Origin of the sequence: Cohnella herbarum (genome assembly GCF_012849095.1) — a bacterium.
GTDB lineage: Bacteria > Bacillota > Bacilli > Paenibacillales > Paenibacillaceae > Cohnella > Cohnella herbarum.
Genome location: NZ_CP051680.1, coordinates 4,790,709 through 4,807,370, shown reverse-complemented (window position 1 = coordinate 4,807,370; position 16,662 = coordinate 4,790,709). Strand labels below are relative to the sequence as shown.

Here is a 16,662-nt window from a genome sequence, read left to right as displayed (position 1 = left end):
TCGTAAACCCTCTCTCGGGAGGATTTGCGATGCTTTTTGTTTGCATATCAACGCTAAAGACGGCGGGGAGTTTTTATGCTTGGTGGGTATGCTTGATGGGGTATGCTTGATGGGGTTGCAAACGATAAAGGTTCGTGATATGATTCGTTTTGACCGAATGACCGAAAATTGATTTTAGTCAGTTAGTCACTTTTGGGAAAGGAGATGGGACGAATGTCGGTAGATCGCAGGAAGCTGATCGTGGATGCGGCGTCTCAATCGTTCGCATTGTTCGGTTATAAGGCGACGACGATGGATCAAGTCGCGAAGCTCGCCAACGTAGGCAAAGGAACGATCTATACTTTTTTCTCCAACAAAGAAGAGCTATTCGACGAGATCATGAATCGTTTGATCCAAGAGATGAAGGTGGTGGCGGACGGAGAATACGACGAGAACCGTACGTTCTTCGACAATCTGAACCGGATTCTGTACCGGATTCTCGATTTCCGGGAGAAGCATCAGCTTGCGATGAAGATGGCTCACGAAGTTAGGGATATGGGAACGCCGAAAGCTCTGGAAGGATTGAACAGGCTGGAGAGCGCGATTCTCTCTTATATCCAAGTGAAGATTCGAACGGCAATCGATAAGAAGGAATTGAAACCGTGCGACCCGGAAGTCACTTCTTTCGTAATGTTAAAGTTATATTTGGCTTTAGCGTCGGAGTGGCAGCATTCTCACGCGCCTTTGGAGAAAGATAAGATCACGGAGTTTTTTCAACTGTACTTAATGCGCGGGCTGGCTGCGGAATAGTTTTACGCTTTCCGGTAAGAGGGCGGCCCAAATTTTTTTATTCTAAAATGACCGAATGAACAAAACGGTCATAATGTATAGGGGTGTTCGAAATGAAAGGAATTAAACAGTTTTTCGAAGAAATGGCGGGCATCGGGAAGAACAAAAAGGTACTTATTCCGGTGCTTGCCATATTAACGGTTCCGGTTATGTACTGCGCGATGTTCCTCGGGGCTTTCTGGGATCCGTACGGCAAAATGGTAGATCTGCCGGTTGCCGTCGTCAATTCGGATCAAGGAACGGTGTACGAAGGGGAGGAGATGCATCTCGGGGACGAGTTTGCCGAGAAGCTGAAGGAAAGCAATAACTTCAAATATAGTTTCGTGGACAAGGCGGCCGCCCAAGCGGGACTAAAAGATAACACGTATTACATGGCCATCGAAATTCCGGAGGATTTCTCGAAGAAAACGACGACGCTCACTTCCGAGCAACCGACTCCGGCCCGGATCGTGTTCATGCCGAACGAAAGTTACAACTTTCTGGCTGCGCAGATCGGGAATACGGCAGTAGAGCAAATGAAGTCCGAGCTAGGCAAAGAAGTGACCAAAGCCTATACGAATACCGTGTTCGATCAAGTACAGACGCTTGCCGACGGCTTGAGCAAAGCCAGCGACGGGGCGAGCGAGCTTGCGTCCGGCACGAATAGCGCCAAAGACGGCGCGACGCTGCTCGAGATGAACTTGAGCAAGCTGGCATCGGGGTCTCTAACGCTGCAGGGCGGGGTCGATAAGCTAATGGACGGCGGCTCGAAACTGGAGAAGGGCGCTGCGGATCTCAAGCAAGGCAGCGGATCGCTGGCAAGCGGGTTGACGCAACTGAAGGATGGAAGCGGGAAGCTGGAGCAAGGAGCGTTGCAGGCGAAGCAGGGAACGTCCCAATTGGCGGCCGGGCTTGCGCGGTCGGTTGCCGGGGCTTCCAAGCTGGAGGCTGGCGCGAAAGGCTTAGCCGATGGTCTTGAGCAATATGCGAAAGCCCATCCGGAGTTCGCCGAGGATGCCGCGTTCCAGCAATTGATCGCGGCAAGCAAACAGGTGGCGAGCGGCGCGGGCGATGCTAGAGAAGGGCAGGAACAGCTTAAAGCCGGTTCGGACAAACTCGCGGAGGGAACGTCTCAATTGGCGGAAAGTTTCGGTCTGTTTGACGATAAGCTAGCGGAGGCTAGCATCGGGAGCGGAAAACTTGCTTTAGGCGCTGCGCAGCTTCACGTTGGAACAACGGAACTGAACCAAGGCCTAGGTAACTTGTCGCAAGGTGTTAACGTCTTCGTAGATGGCTCCGGTCAGTTGGATAAAGGAGCGCAGCAAATGACGGAGGGATTGGCGAAGCTGACGGACGGCTCGGGAGAATTGTCGGCTAAGCTGAGCGAGGCCGCTCAGCAAACTTCTAGCTTGAACGGAGGGGAAACGTTCGTCGACATGTTCGCCGATCCGGTAGATCTCAGCATCGAGAAGACGAACGAGGTGCCGAACTACGGGACGGGATTCGCTCCGTATTTCATTTCACTTGGATTGTTCGTCGGCGCGCTGTTATTAACGATCGTATACACGGTAAGGGAACCGGCGGTCAAACCGACAAGCGGCTGGAGTTGGTTCGTCGGCAAACTGCTTACGATGGTGTTCATCGGTACGGTTCAGGCGGTGATCGCGGATCTGGTGCTCCTATACGGACTCGGGTTGGAAGTTAGGGATTTGCCGTTGTTCTTCCTGTTCACGGTTATCACAAGCATCACGTTCATGGCGCTGATTCAGTTCCTTGTTACGGTACTCCAGCATCCGGGCAGATTCGTCGCGATCGTCATTCTGATCTTCCAACTGACGAGCTCGGCCGGCACGTTCCCGATGGAATTGATTCCGAGCTGGTTGCAGAAGGCAAGCGCATGGCTGCCGATGACTTATTCGGTATCCGGGCTTAAAGCGGTCGTATCCAGCGGGGATTACTCCTATATGTGGGAGAACGCGTGGATCTTGCTTGGCTTCGCGGCGCTGTTCGCGGCGATGACCTTGATTTACTTCGTGATCTCCTACCGCAAAGACTATGCGGCGGGATCAAGGGATCAAGCGCAATCGGCTGTTAACGTTTAAGAAAAAAGGAGCTGTTCCGAGAGGTCGTAGACGACCCGGGAACAGCTCCTTGCTATTGATCAATGATTAAATCGTCCATTGTCCGTGAACGACCGCGGCAAGATTCCAACCGTCCTGGTCCTGAACTGGAACGAATACGAGGATCAGGCTTTGCCAATCCATTCCGTCCAGCTTCTCGTCGAAGCCGGGATAATGAAATTCCACGTAAGAGGCGTTCGGATAAACATCGGAGCCGTTAAACGGCGAATTGCCTGTTCCGACTAGCTTGTTGGCCGTTATGCTTGGAGCATCCGCGAAATCCTTGTTGTATACGAATCTCTCGTAATAATCCCGGAATGAAAGTTCGAGCGGCTCGCCGCTACCGTCGGCCGTGCCCCACTTTAACTTCTTCGTGTCCTTAAAGCTAGGAAGCGTATCCGATTGGAATACAAGATCGGTATCGGTATTGATATGGGGATATGGCGAGAAGCGTAAACCGAGCTCTGGATCGATAAAGGGGATAATGGAGTTCAGATCCCTGTCCCGCAAATATTCTACGACCTCATGGGCGGCAGCTTTAAGTCGCGCATCGGGGTCGTTCTGCGATTCTGTCGGTACGGTTTCGGTTGGCGATTCGGTTGCTTCGCTACCCGTATTGACTGTAGGTTCTATCCCGAGGGATGAAACGGCGGAAGGCAAAGCTTTCGGAACATCGGTTGCTCCGTTTTCATTGGATTTGGCTCCGCAGCCAGCCAATAGGAGAGCGAGAATAGCCGCTAGCAACAGCGGGTACATTCTTCGCATAATCTTTTCCTCCTTGGAGTTGTTAAGTATATAGTTAGACGCAGAAATTGCTAAGATGTTCCGGTGGAAAATAATGTAGACCGACTTTTATTCTCCCTAATGGCGCAAGGGTGGGTCATGCGTCTATGTGCTATAATTTGGATAAAAGAGGATCGATAACCGATTACCTAATAAACCCGGTCGAGGAGGAACGTAAATGAGCGGTCGGAAGCTTGGATTCGGCAAGCAATTGGCGGAGTTGCACAGGTGGAACGGGTGGATCGTTCTCATACTTGCGGTTACCGGTCTGCTGCTTCCCTGGGACGTTGTCAGGGGCTGGTTGGAAGGTCACTTTCGCAATCCCGTTAAACAGCTGCACATTATCGTTGGCATCCTATCCGGAGTCCTGATCGCTCTCTATATTCCCCTAATGAAACGCCATTTGAAACAAATCAGGAAACGGCCGAAGCAGAAGGGGAATCTGGGCTTCATGCTCGTGCTTCTGGTCGGATGGTTCCTTTCGGGAATCGTCCTATGGCAAATTCGCAGATTTCCCCCGGAATGGGCGAACGGGGCGTTAATCGTCCATGATCTGCTCACATGGATCGGAGTCCCTTATATCGTCTATCATTCCGTGACCCGAATGAAATGGATGAAGAAGCCGGAACGTCGGGCAATTACCCAGATGGACGATGCTCGGAGTCCGGACGTCCACGATCCCGGAGCCGCTGCTCATGCCGGATTGCCGGCATCCGCGGAGAGGGCCGTCGATCCGGTCCCCTTGATTAATCGCCGTCAGTTTTTGAAGTGGTCTCTTGGGGCGGCGCTGGCAGTCGTGGCCGCGCCTCCATTTTTTCGCTGGCTCTCTACATCCGCTGGAGCCGGTTTATCCGGCGTTCCCGGCGGGATGAAAGAGGTAATCGACGAGACGAACCGGATGCTTCCGAATCCTACTCCGTTACCGGATTCCGTTAACGTGATCGGAGGCGGCGCCAAAGGATATTTTCGAGTGTATTCGGTCACCCCTCTGCCTAGCTTCGACTCTTCGAATTGGAGTTTCTCTATTCAAGGTCTGGTGGATAAGCCGGAGACTTGGAATTGGGAGCAATTTCTGGCGTTGTCTCGCACCGTGCAGGTTAGCGATTTCCATTGCGTGACGGGTTGGTCGGTATATAAGAACACCTGGGAGGGAATCCCGTTATCCGCTTTGCTGAAAAGGGCGGGGGTAAAGGCCGAGGCCAAATACGTAAAATTCTACTCCGGAGACGGGGTTTACACGGATGCCTTAACATTGGAACAAGCCGACATGGATGATGTTCTCGTCGCGTTGCTTCATGACGGAAAGCCGATTCATCGGGATTACGGCGGTCCCGTTCGTCTGATCGTGCCGAAAATGTACGCCTACAAATCCGTGAAATGGCTGGACGGAATCGAATTGATCGCTCAAGAACATATCGGATATTGGGAAAAGAGAGGTTACGATAACGATGCTTGGGTGAAAACTTAAGGGATTCAGGGGTTCTTAACCTATTAGCTGGGTATGTTAATGGGGAGGAACGGTTCATATCGCAGCCGAATTGCAGCCCGGATTTGCAAGCCGCCCTCGATTGATGTGCGTGCTTGCGGATCCGGGCTGCTTGGCGTAGGCGGACTTTCGAGTCGAATTAATCCGTTTCTTTCTTGACGGAAGGCACGGGAGCGACGGACTTGGTGTTTTCTAACGAATCGTTAACGAACGCCATGTCTTGATTTCTCGCTTTCATGTTCGTAGTGCCTTTGTAATTCCCTTTGCGCGATTTGTTTTCCATGGGTTGTCCCTCCTCTCTTCGACGTCATTGTGCGCAATCCCCCATATCGTTATCCGCATGGAGGTACTTACAGCATGAACATAGCTAACTATCGTAATCATGATCTGAGGAAAAGCTTGAGGGCGTTGGCGTTTGGCTTCTTGTTATGCCTTGCGGCATGCTCGCGCGACGATTCATCGGCTACCGGTAGTCGGAATGAGCTGCCATCGGCTTCGGCTTCCGATATCGCGAACGAGGACTCCGCAACCGCGTGGATCGAGAAGGCGATCGCGGGTGCCCAATCGATGACGAAGTACGGGTTCGAATTGCAAATGCATCAGAAACTTACCGGGACGGAGGGGGGAAAGGGAGTATCCAACGTCAGGATCGACATGCAAGGCCGGGTCGAGCGGAATCCGCTAAAGCTGGATCAAACGATCGTAAGCGATATAGACAGCGATAAAACGACATTGCGTTCCGTCGTCGTACCGGACGCTTATTATATGTATCTTCCCGAATACGAGGAGTGGAGCAAACTCTCTAAGGACGTAGCCGCGGAGAACATTGCCACTCTCTCCGACTATCAGGTAAACCCGGAACGGGCTTTAACGAATTTTCGGGGGCTTCGCGGCGCATTAACCGCGGAGCAGGACGGAGGGGCGGTGATCTTGCGTTACGAGGGAACCGGGCAAGAGGCTAAGATTTTCCTGGCCGGGTTGCTTGAGAGCACGTTAGGGGTAACCGGGGAACAATCGGATATTATGGACAGCCTCGCCGTCCATAAGCTGAAAGTAATCGTGACCATGGATGCCGGAAGACATTGGCCGCTGTCCTATCGGATCGAATCGAACATGACGATCGAATTGGAACCGGGGAAGAAGACCGGCGTCGATCAGACACTGGCAGGTACCTATAGTAAGCACAATGTTTCCGCGCCGATAACCGTGCCGAAGGAAGCCGAACAAGCTCTTGATCCGGATGAGCTCGGGAAGGAACTTGGTTTAGAATGAGGGGGAGTGCGGGTTTGCTGCGGGTGCCGCGAGTAGTTCGGTAATCGTACGTAGGCGGTGTATATCGAATCCCGTACGCCTTTCACGCTATCCCTTTTGCTCAGGAAAGGTGTGGGGAACCTTTACCTGAACGAAGGGGATAGCGTAGAAGGGCGTGCTTACTGAGCGAAGGGGAGCTGCGGGTGCCGCGAGTAGTTCGGTAATCGTACGTAGGCGGTGTTTTATTCAATCCGATCGCCTTTCACGCTATCCCTTTTGCTCAGGAAAGGTGTGGGGAACCTTTACCTGAACGAAGGGGATAGCGTAGAAGGGCGTGCTTACTGAGCGAAGGGGATAGCGTAGAAAGATATGTGTACTGAGCGAATGGGATAGCATAGAGGGCGTGCGTACTGAGCGAAGGGGATAGCGTGAAAGAGCGCGTTTCGGCGACTTGCCGTGTCTAGCTGTGGACGTTCCCTTAATCATCCGTTATAATGGCGTGAGAATTGCAAGAAGTCAGGAGTGTTAGAACAATGGCATTATCGTGCGGAATCGTCGGACTTCCCAACGTAGGCAAGTCGACCTTGTTTAATGCAATTACCCAAGCGGGAGCGGAGATGGCCAACTATCCGTTCTGTACCATCGATCCGAACGTCGGCGTTGTCGAAGTGCCGGACGAACGCCTTCAGAAGCTTGCCGATATCGTGAACCCGAACCGGATCGTCCCTACGGCGTTCGAGTTCGTGGATATTGCCGGACTGGTCAAGGGCGCGAGCCGCGGCGAAGGCTTGGGCAATAAATTTTTGGCGAACATTCGCGAAGTCGATGCGATCGTGCATGTCGTGCGTTGTTTCCAAGACGAGAATATTACCCATGTTTCCGGCAAAATCGATCCGATCAACGACATCGAGGTCATCAATCTCGAACTCATTCTGACGGATATCGATTCCCTCGAGAAGCGGATGGATCGCACGCGCAAAGGCCTTAAGGGCGGCGACAAAAAAGTGGCCGAAGAGCTTGAGGTGCTTCAACGCATGCACGAGGCTTTAACGGCCGAAAAACCGGCTAGAAGCGTGGAACTTTCCAATGAAGAGAAGCTGCTTATTCGCGATCTTCACCTACTGACGATGAAGCCGGTGCTCTATGCGGCTAACGTAAGCGAGAGCGAAGCAGCGAATGCCGACGGGAACCCTTACGTGCAGAAGGTTCGCGAGTTCGCGGCTGCGGAAGGCTCTGAAGTCGTCTACATCAGCGCCAAAGTAGAATCGGAGATTGCGGAGCTCGAGGGCGAAGACAAAGCGCTGTTTTTCGAGGAATTGGGTTTGACGGAGTCGGGTCTTGATCGCTTGATTCGCGCTTCGTATAAGCTGCTCGGACTGTACACCTATTTTACGGCGGGCGTGCAGGAAGTTCGGGCTTGGACTATTCGCAAAGGGACGAAAGCTCCGCAAGCGGCCGCGGTTATCCATACGGATTTCGAGCGGGGCTTCATTCGCGCCGAGGTCGTGTCGTACGATGATCTGACCAACAGCGGTTCTATGAAAGCGGCCAAGGAAAAAGGCCTTACGCGATTGGAAGGCAAAGAGTACGTCGTTGCGGACGGGGACGTTATGCATTTCCTTTTCAACGTATAATTACGGCTTGAATAAGCGGCTCAGGGGGACGATTCCTTCTAAGTCGCTTTTTTGTCGTTGCTTCGTCCGATTCGCATTTTTTCATTATGTTGGAGATATTACTGTAACCTTTCCGGAACTAAAGTCGTCTTAGACAGCGAAACGAAGAAAATTTCCCAGCATTAAGGCAAATGCGAAAGGAGCAATAACATGCAAAAGAAAAAATTGTTGATTCTCGTTACTGCCGTCGGGCTGCTCGGAACGAGCGCGGCCGTCGGCGCAAGCGGGTTGGTTAGCAAGGTTACCGGGGTATTGCATAAAGAGATCGCCGTTTCCGTGGACGGAACCGATACGAATTTGCATCCTGTCTATATCGATGGCAAAGCGTATCTGCCGGCTCGCGAAGTAGCGGGAGCTATGGGTTTCAACTTGAATTGGAACTCCAAAGGCAAGGAAATCGAAATTATTTCGAAGGAAGAGCAAGCCGTGGAATATGCCAGGATGTTGGGCGTTGTCGTCAGCGTTACTCCTAAGGATAAGGAAGGAGAGTACCGCCTCGAGTTGCTCGGATATGGCGATCAGAGGTGGATGATCCTTAATGTCGACAAGGAAACGGAACTAACGGACGGAGACGGTAAAATCTTCGCGGCTAAAGATCTGAAAGCCGGCACGCGGTTGATGGCGGAGTTCGGTCCGGTCATGGCCATGAGTTTCCCCGGCCAATCCCAAGCGCATAAGATTATCGTGAACGGCGAATCGCTCGTGAAGGAAGACGTCGTTCAGTCGATCGAAAATACGGCCGACGGCTGGCAAGTGACGTTCGGAGAAAAGAAAGACGGGAAAATCGTTCCGACGCTTGTGTTGAATGCAGGCAAGGAAACTAGCGTAATGACGGGGCAAGGCGAGTCGGTTGCTTTCGCTAGCCTGAAAGCGGGAGACAAGGTCCGCGCTTACTACGGACCGATCATGACGAAGAGCATTCCTCCTCAGAGCCCGTTGCATATGCTGGTCGTCTTGTCCGAGACGGAGCAGCTAGCTCCCGCCGAGATCCAAGAATACCGCGAGCTTGCATGGAAGAACGTGCCTGAAAGCCAGGTATCCCATCTGACGACGAAGAAGGACGATGCAAGCGTATCGATCATCGATTCGGCCAATGCGGCGATCATGACAGGTACTGACGCGCAGAAGAAAAGGCTGGAAGAGATCAAAGCCGTTAACGGCAAGCTGATCGAAGTGAAATACAGCACGGATCAGGATGCGTTGCTGGGACCCCTTATTCTCGCTTTCGATCCCGAAACGAAACAACTGATGGGCTTTTTCATTAGAAAATAAGTGATTGCGAACGAAAAGTAAAAGAATCATGCACTGAGAAGGTGATTTCCTTAATTGGGAATCGCCTCTTTGCCTTATATTACAGTCCCGCACGAACCGGCTTTATTGTGGTATAATAATTCACAGTATATTTTTTTACCTGAGTAGGTAGGAACGAGAGCCCTGGCGGGCAACGGAGGATGAGGAAAAGTGTTAGACCGTCTGCAAATTCTTGCGGATCGATACGAGAAGCTTAACGAATTGCTTAGCGATCCGGACGTAGTAAACGACTCGACGCGTTTGCGCACCTATGCCAAGGAGCAATCCGGGCTGGAGGAAGCTTACCGCGCTTATGAAGAATACAAGCAAGTGCTTACGCAACTGCAGGACGCGAAAGCGATGCAGGAGGATAAGCTGGACGACGAAATGCGCGAGATGGTGAAGCTGGAGATCGAAGAGCTCGATGTTCGCCGTACCGAATTGGAAGAGCGGGTCCGTTTTCTTCTGTTGCCTAAGGATCCGAACGACGGGAAAGATATCATCGTCGAAATCCGCGGAGCGGCCGGCGGGGAAGAGGCGAATCTATTCGCTGCCGAACTATACCGGATGTATGCGAAGTTCGCGGATAGCCAAGGCTGGAGAACGGAAATGCTGGAATCCAGCGTAAGCGATCTCGGCGGGTTTAAAGAGGTTATTTTCACGGTCAGCGGATCGGATGCCTATCGCAAAATGAAATACGAAAGCGGAGCTCATCGCGTTCAACGGGTTCCGGAGACGGAATCCGGCGGACGTATTCATACTTCGACTTCTACCGTCGTTGTCATGCCGGAAGCCGAAGAGGTGGATATCGTCATTCACGACAAAGATATTCGCGTGGACACGTTCTGTTCAAGCGGAGCGGGCGGCCAATCGGTTAATACGACGAAGTCCGCGGTTCGCGTCACGCACGTGCCTACGGGAATCGTAGCGACTTGCCAGGACGGCAAATCGCAAAACGATAACAAGGACAAGGCGCTGCAAGTGTTGCGAACGCGCATCATGGATGTTAGGCGGCAAGAGGAAGAAGAGAAATACTCCGGCGAGCGTCGCGAGAAGATCGGGACGGGTGATCGGAGCGAGCGGATTCGCACTTACAATTTCCCGCAAAGCCGCGTGACCGATCATCGGATAGGTTTGACGCTGCACCGTCTGGATTACGTGCTCAACGGGGACATGGAAGAGATCGTTCAAGCGTTGACGCTTGCTGAGCAAGCCGAAATCCTCGAGCGGGAACAGATGAGGTAAAGCGGGAGGCGCTTGGCGTGAGTATAGAACGCAATCCGTCGATTCTAACGTTGGGCGAGGCCCGACGTCGGGGCTCGGAACAATTACGGCAAGCCGGAGTCGAAGAAGCGGACGCTGACGCGGAGCTTCTTCTTCTTTATTTGCTCGACATTAGCAAAGCGGCGTTGCTGCGGGACTGGAGGGATCCCTTCCCGGAAGGGAAAGCGGATGCTTGGAATGAACTGTTGAACCGGAGAGAAAAAGGGATTCCCGTTCAATATTTAGTCGGAGAACAGTTTTTCTACGGTAGGGCGTTCGAGGTTTCGGAAGCGGTGCTTATCCCTCGGCCGGAGACGGAGCTGCTCGCCGAAGCGGTACTTCAGCTTGCGGATCGATTGTGGCGGGAAGCGGCTACAGTCCCGACCGTTCTTGATGTGGGAACGGGCAGCGGTAGCCTTGCCGTGACCTTGGCGGCGGAGCGTCCGCGCTGGAAGCTGATCGCCTCTGATCTATCGCCTGATGCTCTGAAGATGGCGAAGCGCAACGCGGAACGGTTAGAAGTAGCTTCCCGGATTCGTTTCGTTCAAGGGGATCTGTTATCCCCCTTCTTGAACGGGGAGGAGTACCCGCGCATCGACGTACTTGTATCCAACCCCCCTTATATCCCGTCTTCGGATATCTCGGGATTGCAACGAGAGGTTCGCGATCACGAACCTAGGCTCGCGTTGGACGGCGGCGAAGATGGATTAAATCCTTATCGGATAATGGCAAGCCAGTTGACGCGATTAGCCCAGCTTCCGAGAATCGTAGCTTGGGAAGTCGGGGCGGGGCAGGCTGCCGATGTGGCGGAGTTGCTCCGGGCCGCGGCGAATTGGGACGACGTTCGTTTCGTCCAAGACTACGCGGGTATCGATAGACATGTGATCGCCGTTAAATAAAAGAAGACCGCTAATCCGATAAGGATTGCGGTCTTCTTAACATATAAGGACGGCTGGTGAACGTTAATGCTTGTTAGATCGGCTTGGGTAGCCTACTCCGGGCGGTTTGTTCCAAGAGAGACTTGGCGATTTCTCCTAGCAGAAGCTCGTGCCGTTCCAGTTTGGGTTTTGACTCGACGACTTCTTCTCTGATCTCGGCAACATCCACCTTGATCTCGGTGACTTCCTCCTTGATCTTTCCTACGGTATCGAACGTCATATCCATGCGTTGCTCCAAGCGTTCGGTTCGGGCATCGATCTGGTCGACTTTGCTCTCCAGTCTGCATACGTCATTTTTGAGTATGCGAATGTCCTGCTTCACTTCCGTCATGTCCGACCGCAAGCTTTTCATTTCCGTCTGCAATCCTGTTACGTCCGACCGCAAGCTTTTCATTTCCGTCTGCAAGCCCGTCACGTCCGACCGCAAGTTTGTCATGTCCGTCTGCAATCCTGTTACGTCCGACCGCAAGCTTTTCATTTCCGTCTGCAATCCTGTTACGTCCGACCGCAAGCTAGTCATGTCCGTCTGCAAGCCCGTTACCGCAGTATACAGCGTATTGACCACATCAAGAATCTTGTGCATAACCGGTTCTTCCACGTTCTGGCCTCCTCGCCCGTATCAATTATTAGAATTGACCGGTGCTTCCGGATCTTAACTGTATGTTAGCATAGGGCTGAAATGATCGTCTATACCCATATCCTGCAAGAAAGACATTTTCTATCCAGAGTTATTGCGAGGGATCGTCTCTAGGAATCGAAGGGCGTGCGGCGGCAAGGGTTCTTTTCGATGGCAAAGGAAAACGGGATTATTCATTACCGCGTCCTGGACGTAAATTCTGCGCAAATTTCCTCGTTCGACCTCTTCTCTGGCTTCTAGCGCGGACAAGAATGCGACTCCGTACCCCTCCGATACGACGCGGATGAGTTCGCTAAAGCCGTTCATTTGCAATCCGACGGTCGGTGCGTTTAATCGCTGAACTCTGCACAGGGACAGTAACTGCTCTCTGGAATAGCTGCCTTGTTCTCGGTATACGAAAGGCTCCTTAACGACCTCCGCCAAAACGGCTTCCGATGAGGCCAGCTTATGATCCTTATGAACGACGAACCACATTTCATCCTCGTACCAGTGCGTTTTCTCGAGCGAAGGGTGAGAATTCCGAAGGCCTCCGATAAAGGCGATATCGGCTTCATAACGCAGGAGGTGGTCGGTTGCGTTTAACGAGCTCGTCGTCGTGAATTGGATATCCACGTCGGGAAATTTTCGTTTGAAACCCGCAATCCCTCGGGGCAGAAGAAAGTTGGCGGGCAAATAAGTGGCGGCTACCCGCAGCCGGCCGGCGTAACCCGCTCTATAGTCCTCGATCGATTGTTCGATATGTTTCTCCAAGGCGAATAACCTCGCAGACTCTTGCGCAAGCGTCATGCCTGCATCGGTAAGCAGAATTCCCCTGCCGAGGGGAGAAAATAGCGGAAGTCCGAGCTCGCGCTCCAGCTTCTTGATTTGCGAGGTGACGGCCGGTTGGCTAATCTTGAGCAGCTCGGCCGCTTTCGTAACGCTGCCAAGCTCGGCGACATGGTGGAATAAACGCAACGCGTGCAGATTCAGCATGTTGATTCCTCTCTCGTATAAATCATAAATTCTAATTATGAAAACCAAATTATTATATATTAGATCTATTATTCGTCATCCCTTATTCTAAACTTGCAACGAGGTTTCAGGCAACTTATCAATCGGAATAGGCGGCGATAAGGATGAAGATCAAATGTTATGACTGCGGCAAGGAATCGCTGGAAACGACTTATGGCAACCCCTGCGAGTGCGGAGGGTTGCTCGAGATCGTTCATGATTTCTCCGAAGCGGACGCGGATAAATTGAAGTACGTTTTTCAACGGAGACTATCTGAACGGATGAGTACATACGCTAGCGGCGTATGGCGTTACAAGGAGCTCATCTATCCGGAACTGGCGGAAGAACATATCGTTACGAAACGGGAAGGAAATACGGGGTTGTACGGCTCGGAGCTCATCCGGCAATGGCTGGGCATTCGAACGCTATGGCTTAAGGCGCAGAGCGAAAATCCGAGCGGCTCGTTCAAGGATAACGGAATGACGGTCGCGATTTCCCACGGGCGCTCTCTCGGATACAAGCGCTTTACGTGCACCTCGACGGGAAACACCTCTTCATCGTTAGCGATGTACGCTGCGCTAGCCGGTTGCGAATCGGTCGTGCTCGTCCCGTCGGAACAAGTCTCGGCCAATAAAGTGCTTCAGACGATGGCGTACGGAGCGAAGGTCATCGAGTTCGATGGAACCTACGATGACGGCATTCGTTTTTACGAGCAATTCGGCGTGGAGCTTGGCCTGTATATTTGCAATTCGATGAATCCTTTTCGGATCGAAGGGCAGAAAAGCATCGTATTCGAGATCGCGCAGAGCTTGAACTGGGAGCTGCCGGATTGGATACTGATTCCCGGAGGAGCGCTGAGCAACGTTACCGCTTTGGGCAAGGGGTTGCTTGATCTTCATTCGCTCGGACTGATCGATAGAATACCGAGAGTCGCGTTAATCCAGGCAGAGGGGGCGAGTCCTTTTCACGAAATGATGATTCATGGACGGCGGGAGCTAATACCGGTTAATCGACCGTCTACGATCGCTTCGGCGATGAATATCGGCCATCCTCCAAGTTGGAGAAAAGCCCGGGAATTCCTGAAGGAGCATAAAGGCGTGACTTGTTCCGTAACGGATGAAGAAATTATGGAGGCCAAGGTATTGATCGATAGGAGCGGAATCGGTTGCGAGCCGGCATCTGCGTCGACGTTGGCGGGATTGCGGAAGCTGATGGCGGGAGGGACGATCTCCAAGGATGAATCCGCCGTATGTATTCTCACGGGCAATCTGCTGAAGGATACCGATGTTCTGCGGAAGCATCATTTCGGAGGAGGTCCCGGTCAGGCCGATCCCCATCGCGTCGCAATCGCGCGGCTGTCCCTCGAAACGGTTATGAGCCGACTCTAGTATTGTTAATCTTGAAAAAAATCCCTTGGTAGGTTTATAGAGTTCAAATCCGGACATAATGATGGCTAAGACGTTCCGGAACGCATAGCGCTGCACCGACGGGTGCTCCAAGGAGCGAGAATCTATGCGTATTAGCCATCATTCCTATTCCACTTTTTTCCGTCAAGCCAGTAAATTAATTATTATTTTAGTTGCACTTTTCCTATGCTTGACCGGAATTGTCGCACAGTTGGCATCGGCCAGTTCGGGCGACGCGATTCCCGAAGACGCGATTCGCATTCGCATTATCGCCAATTCCGATAAAGATTCGGATCAATCCGTTAAAAATAACGTGAGGGACGAAGTGGCAACGTTCATCGAATCTTGGGGCGCGATGCCATCGACCCACGACGAAGCGAGAGATTTAATCAACAAAAATTTGCCGCGAATCCAGCGGATGGTGAACGATAGTTTGAAGGAAGCCGGAGTGTCATACGGCGGGAAGGTTGTTTTAGCAAAGGTTCCTTTTCCGGAAAAAACATTCAAAGGATCCGAATACTCGGCGGGCGATTACGAAGCGCTGCGAATTACTTTAGGCAAAGGCGAAGGAAGAAATTGGTGGTGCGTATTGTTTCCGCCGCTATGCTTGACGGCAGCGACCGCGAGCGACGACAAGGCGTCCGGAGCCGCAGAAGCGACCGCTGGCAAGGCGGCGAACGGAGACTCGGATGCGGAAGAGCCGAAGGCGAAGTTTTTCTTGTGGGAAGTCCTTCGGAAGCTGTTCGCGTTCATCGCCTCCTTGTTCTCGTAAACGCTGTGCTATAATAGCGGATATGAGACAGGACAGTTGCTTTGCCTGCCAAGGCAACCGATGAGGATGGACGCGACATGAAGCTAAAGACGATATATTGGCCCGCCGAGCAAACGCGGGCCGGAATAATAGAAGCCGCCGCGGCGCTTGCCGCTGGCGGCGTCATTGCTTTCCCGACGGAGACCGTTTATGGGCTCGGAGGGGATGCGCGGAGCACGGAAGCGGTGGAACGGATTTTCGCGGCCAAAGGCCGGCCGTCGGACAATCCGCTTATCGTGCATCTGGCGCGAAGCGAAGACGTATACGAGCTGACGGATAGGCTTAGCGAAGTGGAAGAAGCATTGGCCCAAGCCTTCTGGCCGGGGCCGCTGACGTTGGTGCTTCCCGTCCGACCGGGAGCCGTCTCCCCTCTCGTTACGGCAGGGTTGGATACGGTAGCCGTTCGGGTTCCCGCGCATGAACTCGCGAGAGCGCTCATCGAGAAGTCGGGTTGCCCGATCGCGGCGCCAAGCGCTAATCGCTCCGGCCGTCCAAGCCCGACGCAAGCGCGGCACGTCTTGGAAGATCTGGACGGACGAATCGACGGAGTGCTGGACGGAGGAGCTACCGGAGTAGGGTTAGAATCGACTGTCGTTCGGGTGCTGGACGGTAAAGTTCATATTCTTCGGCCGGGCGGCATTACGAGAGAGCAGTTGATATCCGCGGTAGGGTCGCTAGCGGACGTCTTGAAGCCGGTGGAAAAATCGCCCGAAGAGATTGGTTCGGATAACGGTGCCGATGACGAACATGCTCCCCGCTCTCCGGGAGTGAAATATACGCATTATGCGCCTAAAGGCGAAATGCTGCTCGTTACGGGGCCTCAAGAAAAGCAGTTGTCGATCGTCCAAGAGAAAGCCGACGAAGCGACGAAGCTCGGCCTTCGAGTAGCCGTTCTAGCCTGCTCGGAGAACGCATCCCGTTATCGGGCCGAAGCGGTGTTCGATTGCGGCTCCCGCAACGAACCCAGCCAAGCGGCGCAATCCTTGTACGCATTATTACGGGAATGCGACGAGCGCGGCCTGAATTTCATCGTCGCCGAAGGTTATTCCGAAGCCGGCATCGGCGCCGCTCTTATGAACCGTTTGCGCAAAGCCGCGGGTGGCAACGAACTAACGATCCTGTAACCGCCGTTATCCCCTTGCATGTTCGTCTTCTCCTCCGCATATGTTGGAAGAGGACAAGACGGCAACCATCGTTAAGCTAGCAT

General features: G+C 52.9%; 15 protein-coding genes. 11 read left to right on the top strand and 4 right to left on the bottom strand.

Features of this window, described 5'->3' with window-relative positions; translation table 11 throughout:
- Positions 1–213: 213 nt before the first annotated feature.
- Both HH215_RS20560 and HH215_RS20555 read left to right on the top strand, forming a co-directional pair.
- Positions 214–789: a TetR/AcrR family transcriptional regulator gene (locus tag HH215_RS20560; RefSeq protein ID WP_169281594.1), complete on the top strand. Its 576-nt coding sequence runs from the start codon at positions 214–216 to the stop codon at positions 787–789.
- A gap of 92 nt (positions 790–881) precedes the next feature.
- Positions 882–2,909, top strand: coding sequence for a YhgE/Pip domain-containing protein (locus tag HH215_RS20555; protein ID WP_169281593.1), 2,028 nt, complete (start codon positions 882–884; stop codon positions 2,907–2,909).
- Positions 2,910–2,975: 66 nt separating this feature from the next.
- Here HH215_RS20555 and HH215_RS20550 read toward each other — a convergent pair whose 3' ends face one another.
- On the bottom strand, positions 2,976–3,692 hold the full coding sequence (locus tag HH215_RS20550) for a hypothetical protein (protein ID WP_169281592.1): 717 nt from the start codon (positions 3,690–3,692) through the stop codon (positions 2,976–2,978).
- Between the two features lie 196 nt (positions 3,693–3,888).
- On the opposite strand from HH215_RS20550, the gene HH215_RS20545 reads away from it, so the two are divergent.
- Positions 3,889–5,178 (top strand): molybdopterin-dependent oxidoreductase, encoded by a 1,290-nt coding sequence (locus HH215_RS20545; RefSeq protein WP_169281591.1) that lies wholly within the window; start codon positions 3,889–3,891, stop codon positions 5,176–5,178.
- Positions 5,179–5,335: 157 nt separating this feature from the next.
- On the opposite strand, the gene HH215_RS20540 is transcribed toward HH215_RS20545, so the two are convergent.
- Complete coding sequence (locus HH215_RS20540) at positions 5,336–5,479, bottom strand: hypothetical protein (protein ID WP_169281590.1); 144 nt, start codon at positions 5,477–5,479, stop codon at positions 5,336–5,338.
- A gap of 74 nt (positions 5,480–5,553) precedes the next feature.
- On the opposite strand from HH215_RS20540, the gene HH215_RS20535 reads away from it, so the two are divergent.
- The 5 genes from HH215_RS20535 (at position 5,554) to prmC (ending at position 11,572) form a co-directional block, all read left to right on the top strand.
- Entirely contained in the window at positions 5,554–6,468 is a 915-nt protein-coding gene (locus tag HH215_RS20535; protein ID WP_169281589.1) for a DUF6612 family protein, read from the top strand.
- Positions 6,469–6,980: 512 nt separating this feature from the next.
- On the top strand, positions 6,981–8,081 hold the full coding sequence (gene ychF, locus HH215_RS20530; protein ID WP_169281588.1) for a redox-regulated ATPase YchF: 1,101 nt from the start codon (positions 6,981–6,983) through the stop codon (positions 8,079–8,081).
- Between the two features lie 189 nt (positions 8,082–8,270).
- Positions 8,271–9,392, top strand: a complete 1,122-nt coding sequence (locus HH215_RS20525; protein WP_169281587.1) for a stalk domain-containing protein — start codon at positions 8,271–8,273, stop codon at positions 9,390–9,392.
- Positions 9,393–9,581: 189 nt separating this feature from the next.
- On the top strand, positions 9,582–10,655 hold the full coding sequence (gene prfA / locus HH215_RS20520) for a peptide chain release factor 1 (RefSeq protein WP_169281586.1): 1,074 nt from the start codon (positions 9,582–9,584) through the stop codon (positions 10,653–10,655).
- A 17-nt stretch (positions 10,656–10,672) separates the two neighbouring features.
- Entirely contained in the window at positions 10,673–11,572 is a 900-nt protein-coding gene (gene prmC / locus HH215_RS20515) for a peptide chain release factor N(5)-glutamine methyltransferase (protein WP_254450162.1), read from the top strand.
- A gap of 73 nt (positions 11,573–11,645) precedes the next feature.
- On the opposite strand, the gene HH215_RS20510 is transcribed toward prmC, so the two are convergent.
- Together HH215_RS20510 and HH215_RS20505 are read right to left on the bottom strand one after the other, a co-directional pair.
- The gene (locus tag HH215_RS20510) at positions 11,646–12,209 is read right to left on the bottom strand and encodes a hypothetical protein (protein WP_169281585.1); all 564 of its coding nucleotides are present in this window, start codon (positions 12,207–12,209) and stop codon (positions 11,646–11,648) included.
- Positions 12,210–12,329: 120 nt separating this feature from the next.
- Complete coding sequence (locus tag HH215_RS20505; RefSeq protein WP_310735494.1) at positions 12,330–13,220, bottom strand: LysR family transcriptional regulator; 891 nt, start codon at positions 13,218–13,220, stop codon at positions 12,330–12,332.
- Between the two features lie 143 nt (positions 13,221–13,363).
- On the opposite strand from HH215_RS20505, the gene thrC reads away from it, so the two are divergent.
- From thrC to HH215_RS20490, 3 genes are all read left to right on the top strand, one after another.
- Entirely contained in the window at positions 13,364–14,626 is a 1,263-nt protein-coding gene (gene thrC / locus HH215_RS20500; protein ID WP_169281584.1) for a threonine synthase, read from the top strand.
- Positions 14,627–14,750: 124 nt separating this feature from the next.
- Positions 14,751–15,416 (top strand): stage II sporulation protein R, encoded by a 666-nt coding sequence (locus HH215_RS20495; protein ID WP_169281583.1) that lies wholly within the window; start codon positions 14,751–14,753, stop codon positions 15,414–15,416.
- 77 nt (positions 15,417–15,493) lie between these two features.
- Positions 15,494–16,579: an L-threonylcarbamoyladenylate synthase gene (locus tag HH215_RS20490; protein ID WP_169281582.1), complete on the top strand. Its 1,086-nt coding sequence runs from the start codon at positions 15,494–15,496 to the stop codon at positions 16,577–16,579.
- Positions 16,580–16,662 lie beyond the last annotated feature (83 nt).

Coding starts and splice junctions, on each gene's coding strand:
- HH215_RS20560 (WP_169281594.1), top strand. CDS start 214: ATGTCGGTAGATCGCAGGAAGCTGATCGTGGATGCGGCGTCTCAATCG.
- HH215_RS20555 (WP_169281593.1), top strand. CDS start 882: ATGAAAGGAATTAAACAGTTTTTCGAAGAAATGGCGGGCATCGGGAAG.
- HH215_RS20550 (WP_169281592.1), bottom strand. CDS start 3,692: ATGCGAAGAATGTACCCGCTGTTGCTAGCGGCTATTCTCGCTCTCCTA.
- HH215_RS20545 (WP_169281591.1), top strand. CDS start 3,889: ATGAGCGGTCGGAAGCTTGGATTCGGCAAGCAATTGGCGGAGTTGCAC.
- HH215_RS20540 (WP_169281590.1), bottom strand. CDS start 5,479: ATGGAAAACAAATCGCGCAAAGGGAATTACAAAGGCACTACGAACATG.
- HH215_RS20535 (WP_169281589.1), top strand. CDS start 5,554: ATGAACATAGCTAACTATCGTAATCATGATCTGAGGAAAAGCTTGAGG.
- ychF (WP_169281588.1), top strand. CDS start 6,981: ATGGCATTATCGTGCGGAATCGTCGGACTTCCCAACGTAGGCAAGTCG.
- HH215_RS20525 (WP_169281587.1), top strand. CDS start 8,271: ATGCAAAAGAAAAAATTGTTGATTCTCGTTACTGCCGTCGGGCTGCTC.
- HH215_RS20505 (WP_310735494.1), bottom strand. CDS start 13,220: ATGCTGAATCTGCACGCGTTGCGTTTATTCCACCATGTCGCCGAGCTT.
- thrC (WP_169281584.1), top strand. CDS start 13,364: ATGAAGATCAAATGTTATGACTGCGGCAAGGAATCGCTGGAAACGACT.
- HH215_RS20495 (WP_169281583.1), top strand. CDS start 14,751: ATGCGTATTAGCCATCATTCCTATTCCACTTTTTTCCGTCAAGCCAGT.
- HH215_RS20490 (WP_169281582.1), top strand. CDS start 15,494: ATGAAGCTAAAGACGATATATTGGCCCGCCGAGCAAACGCGGGCCGGA.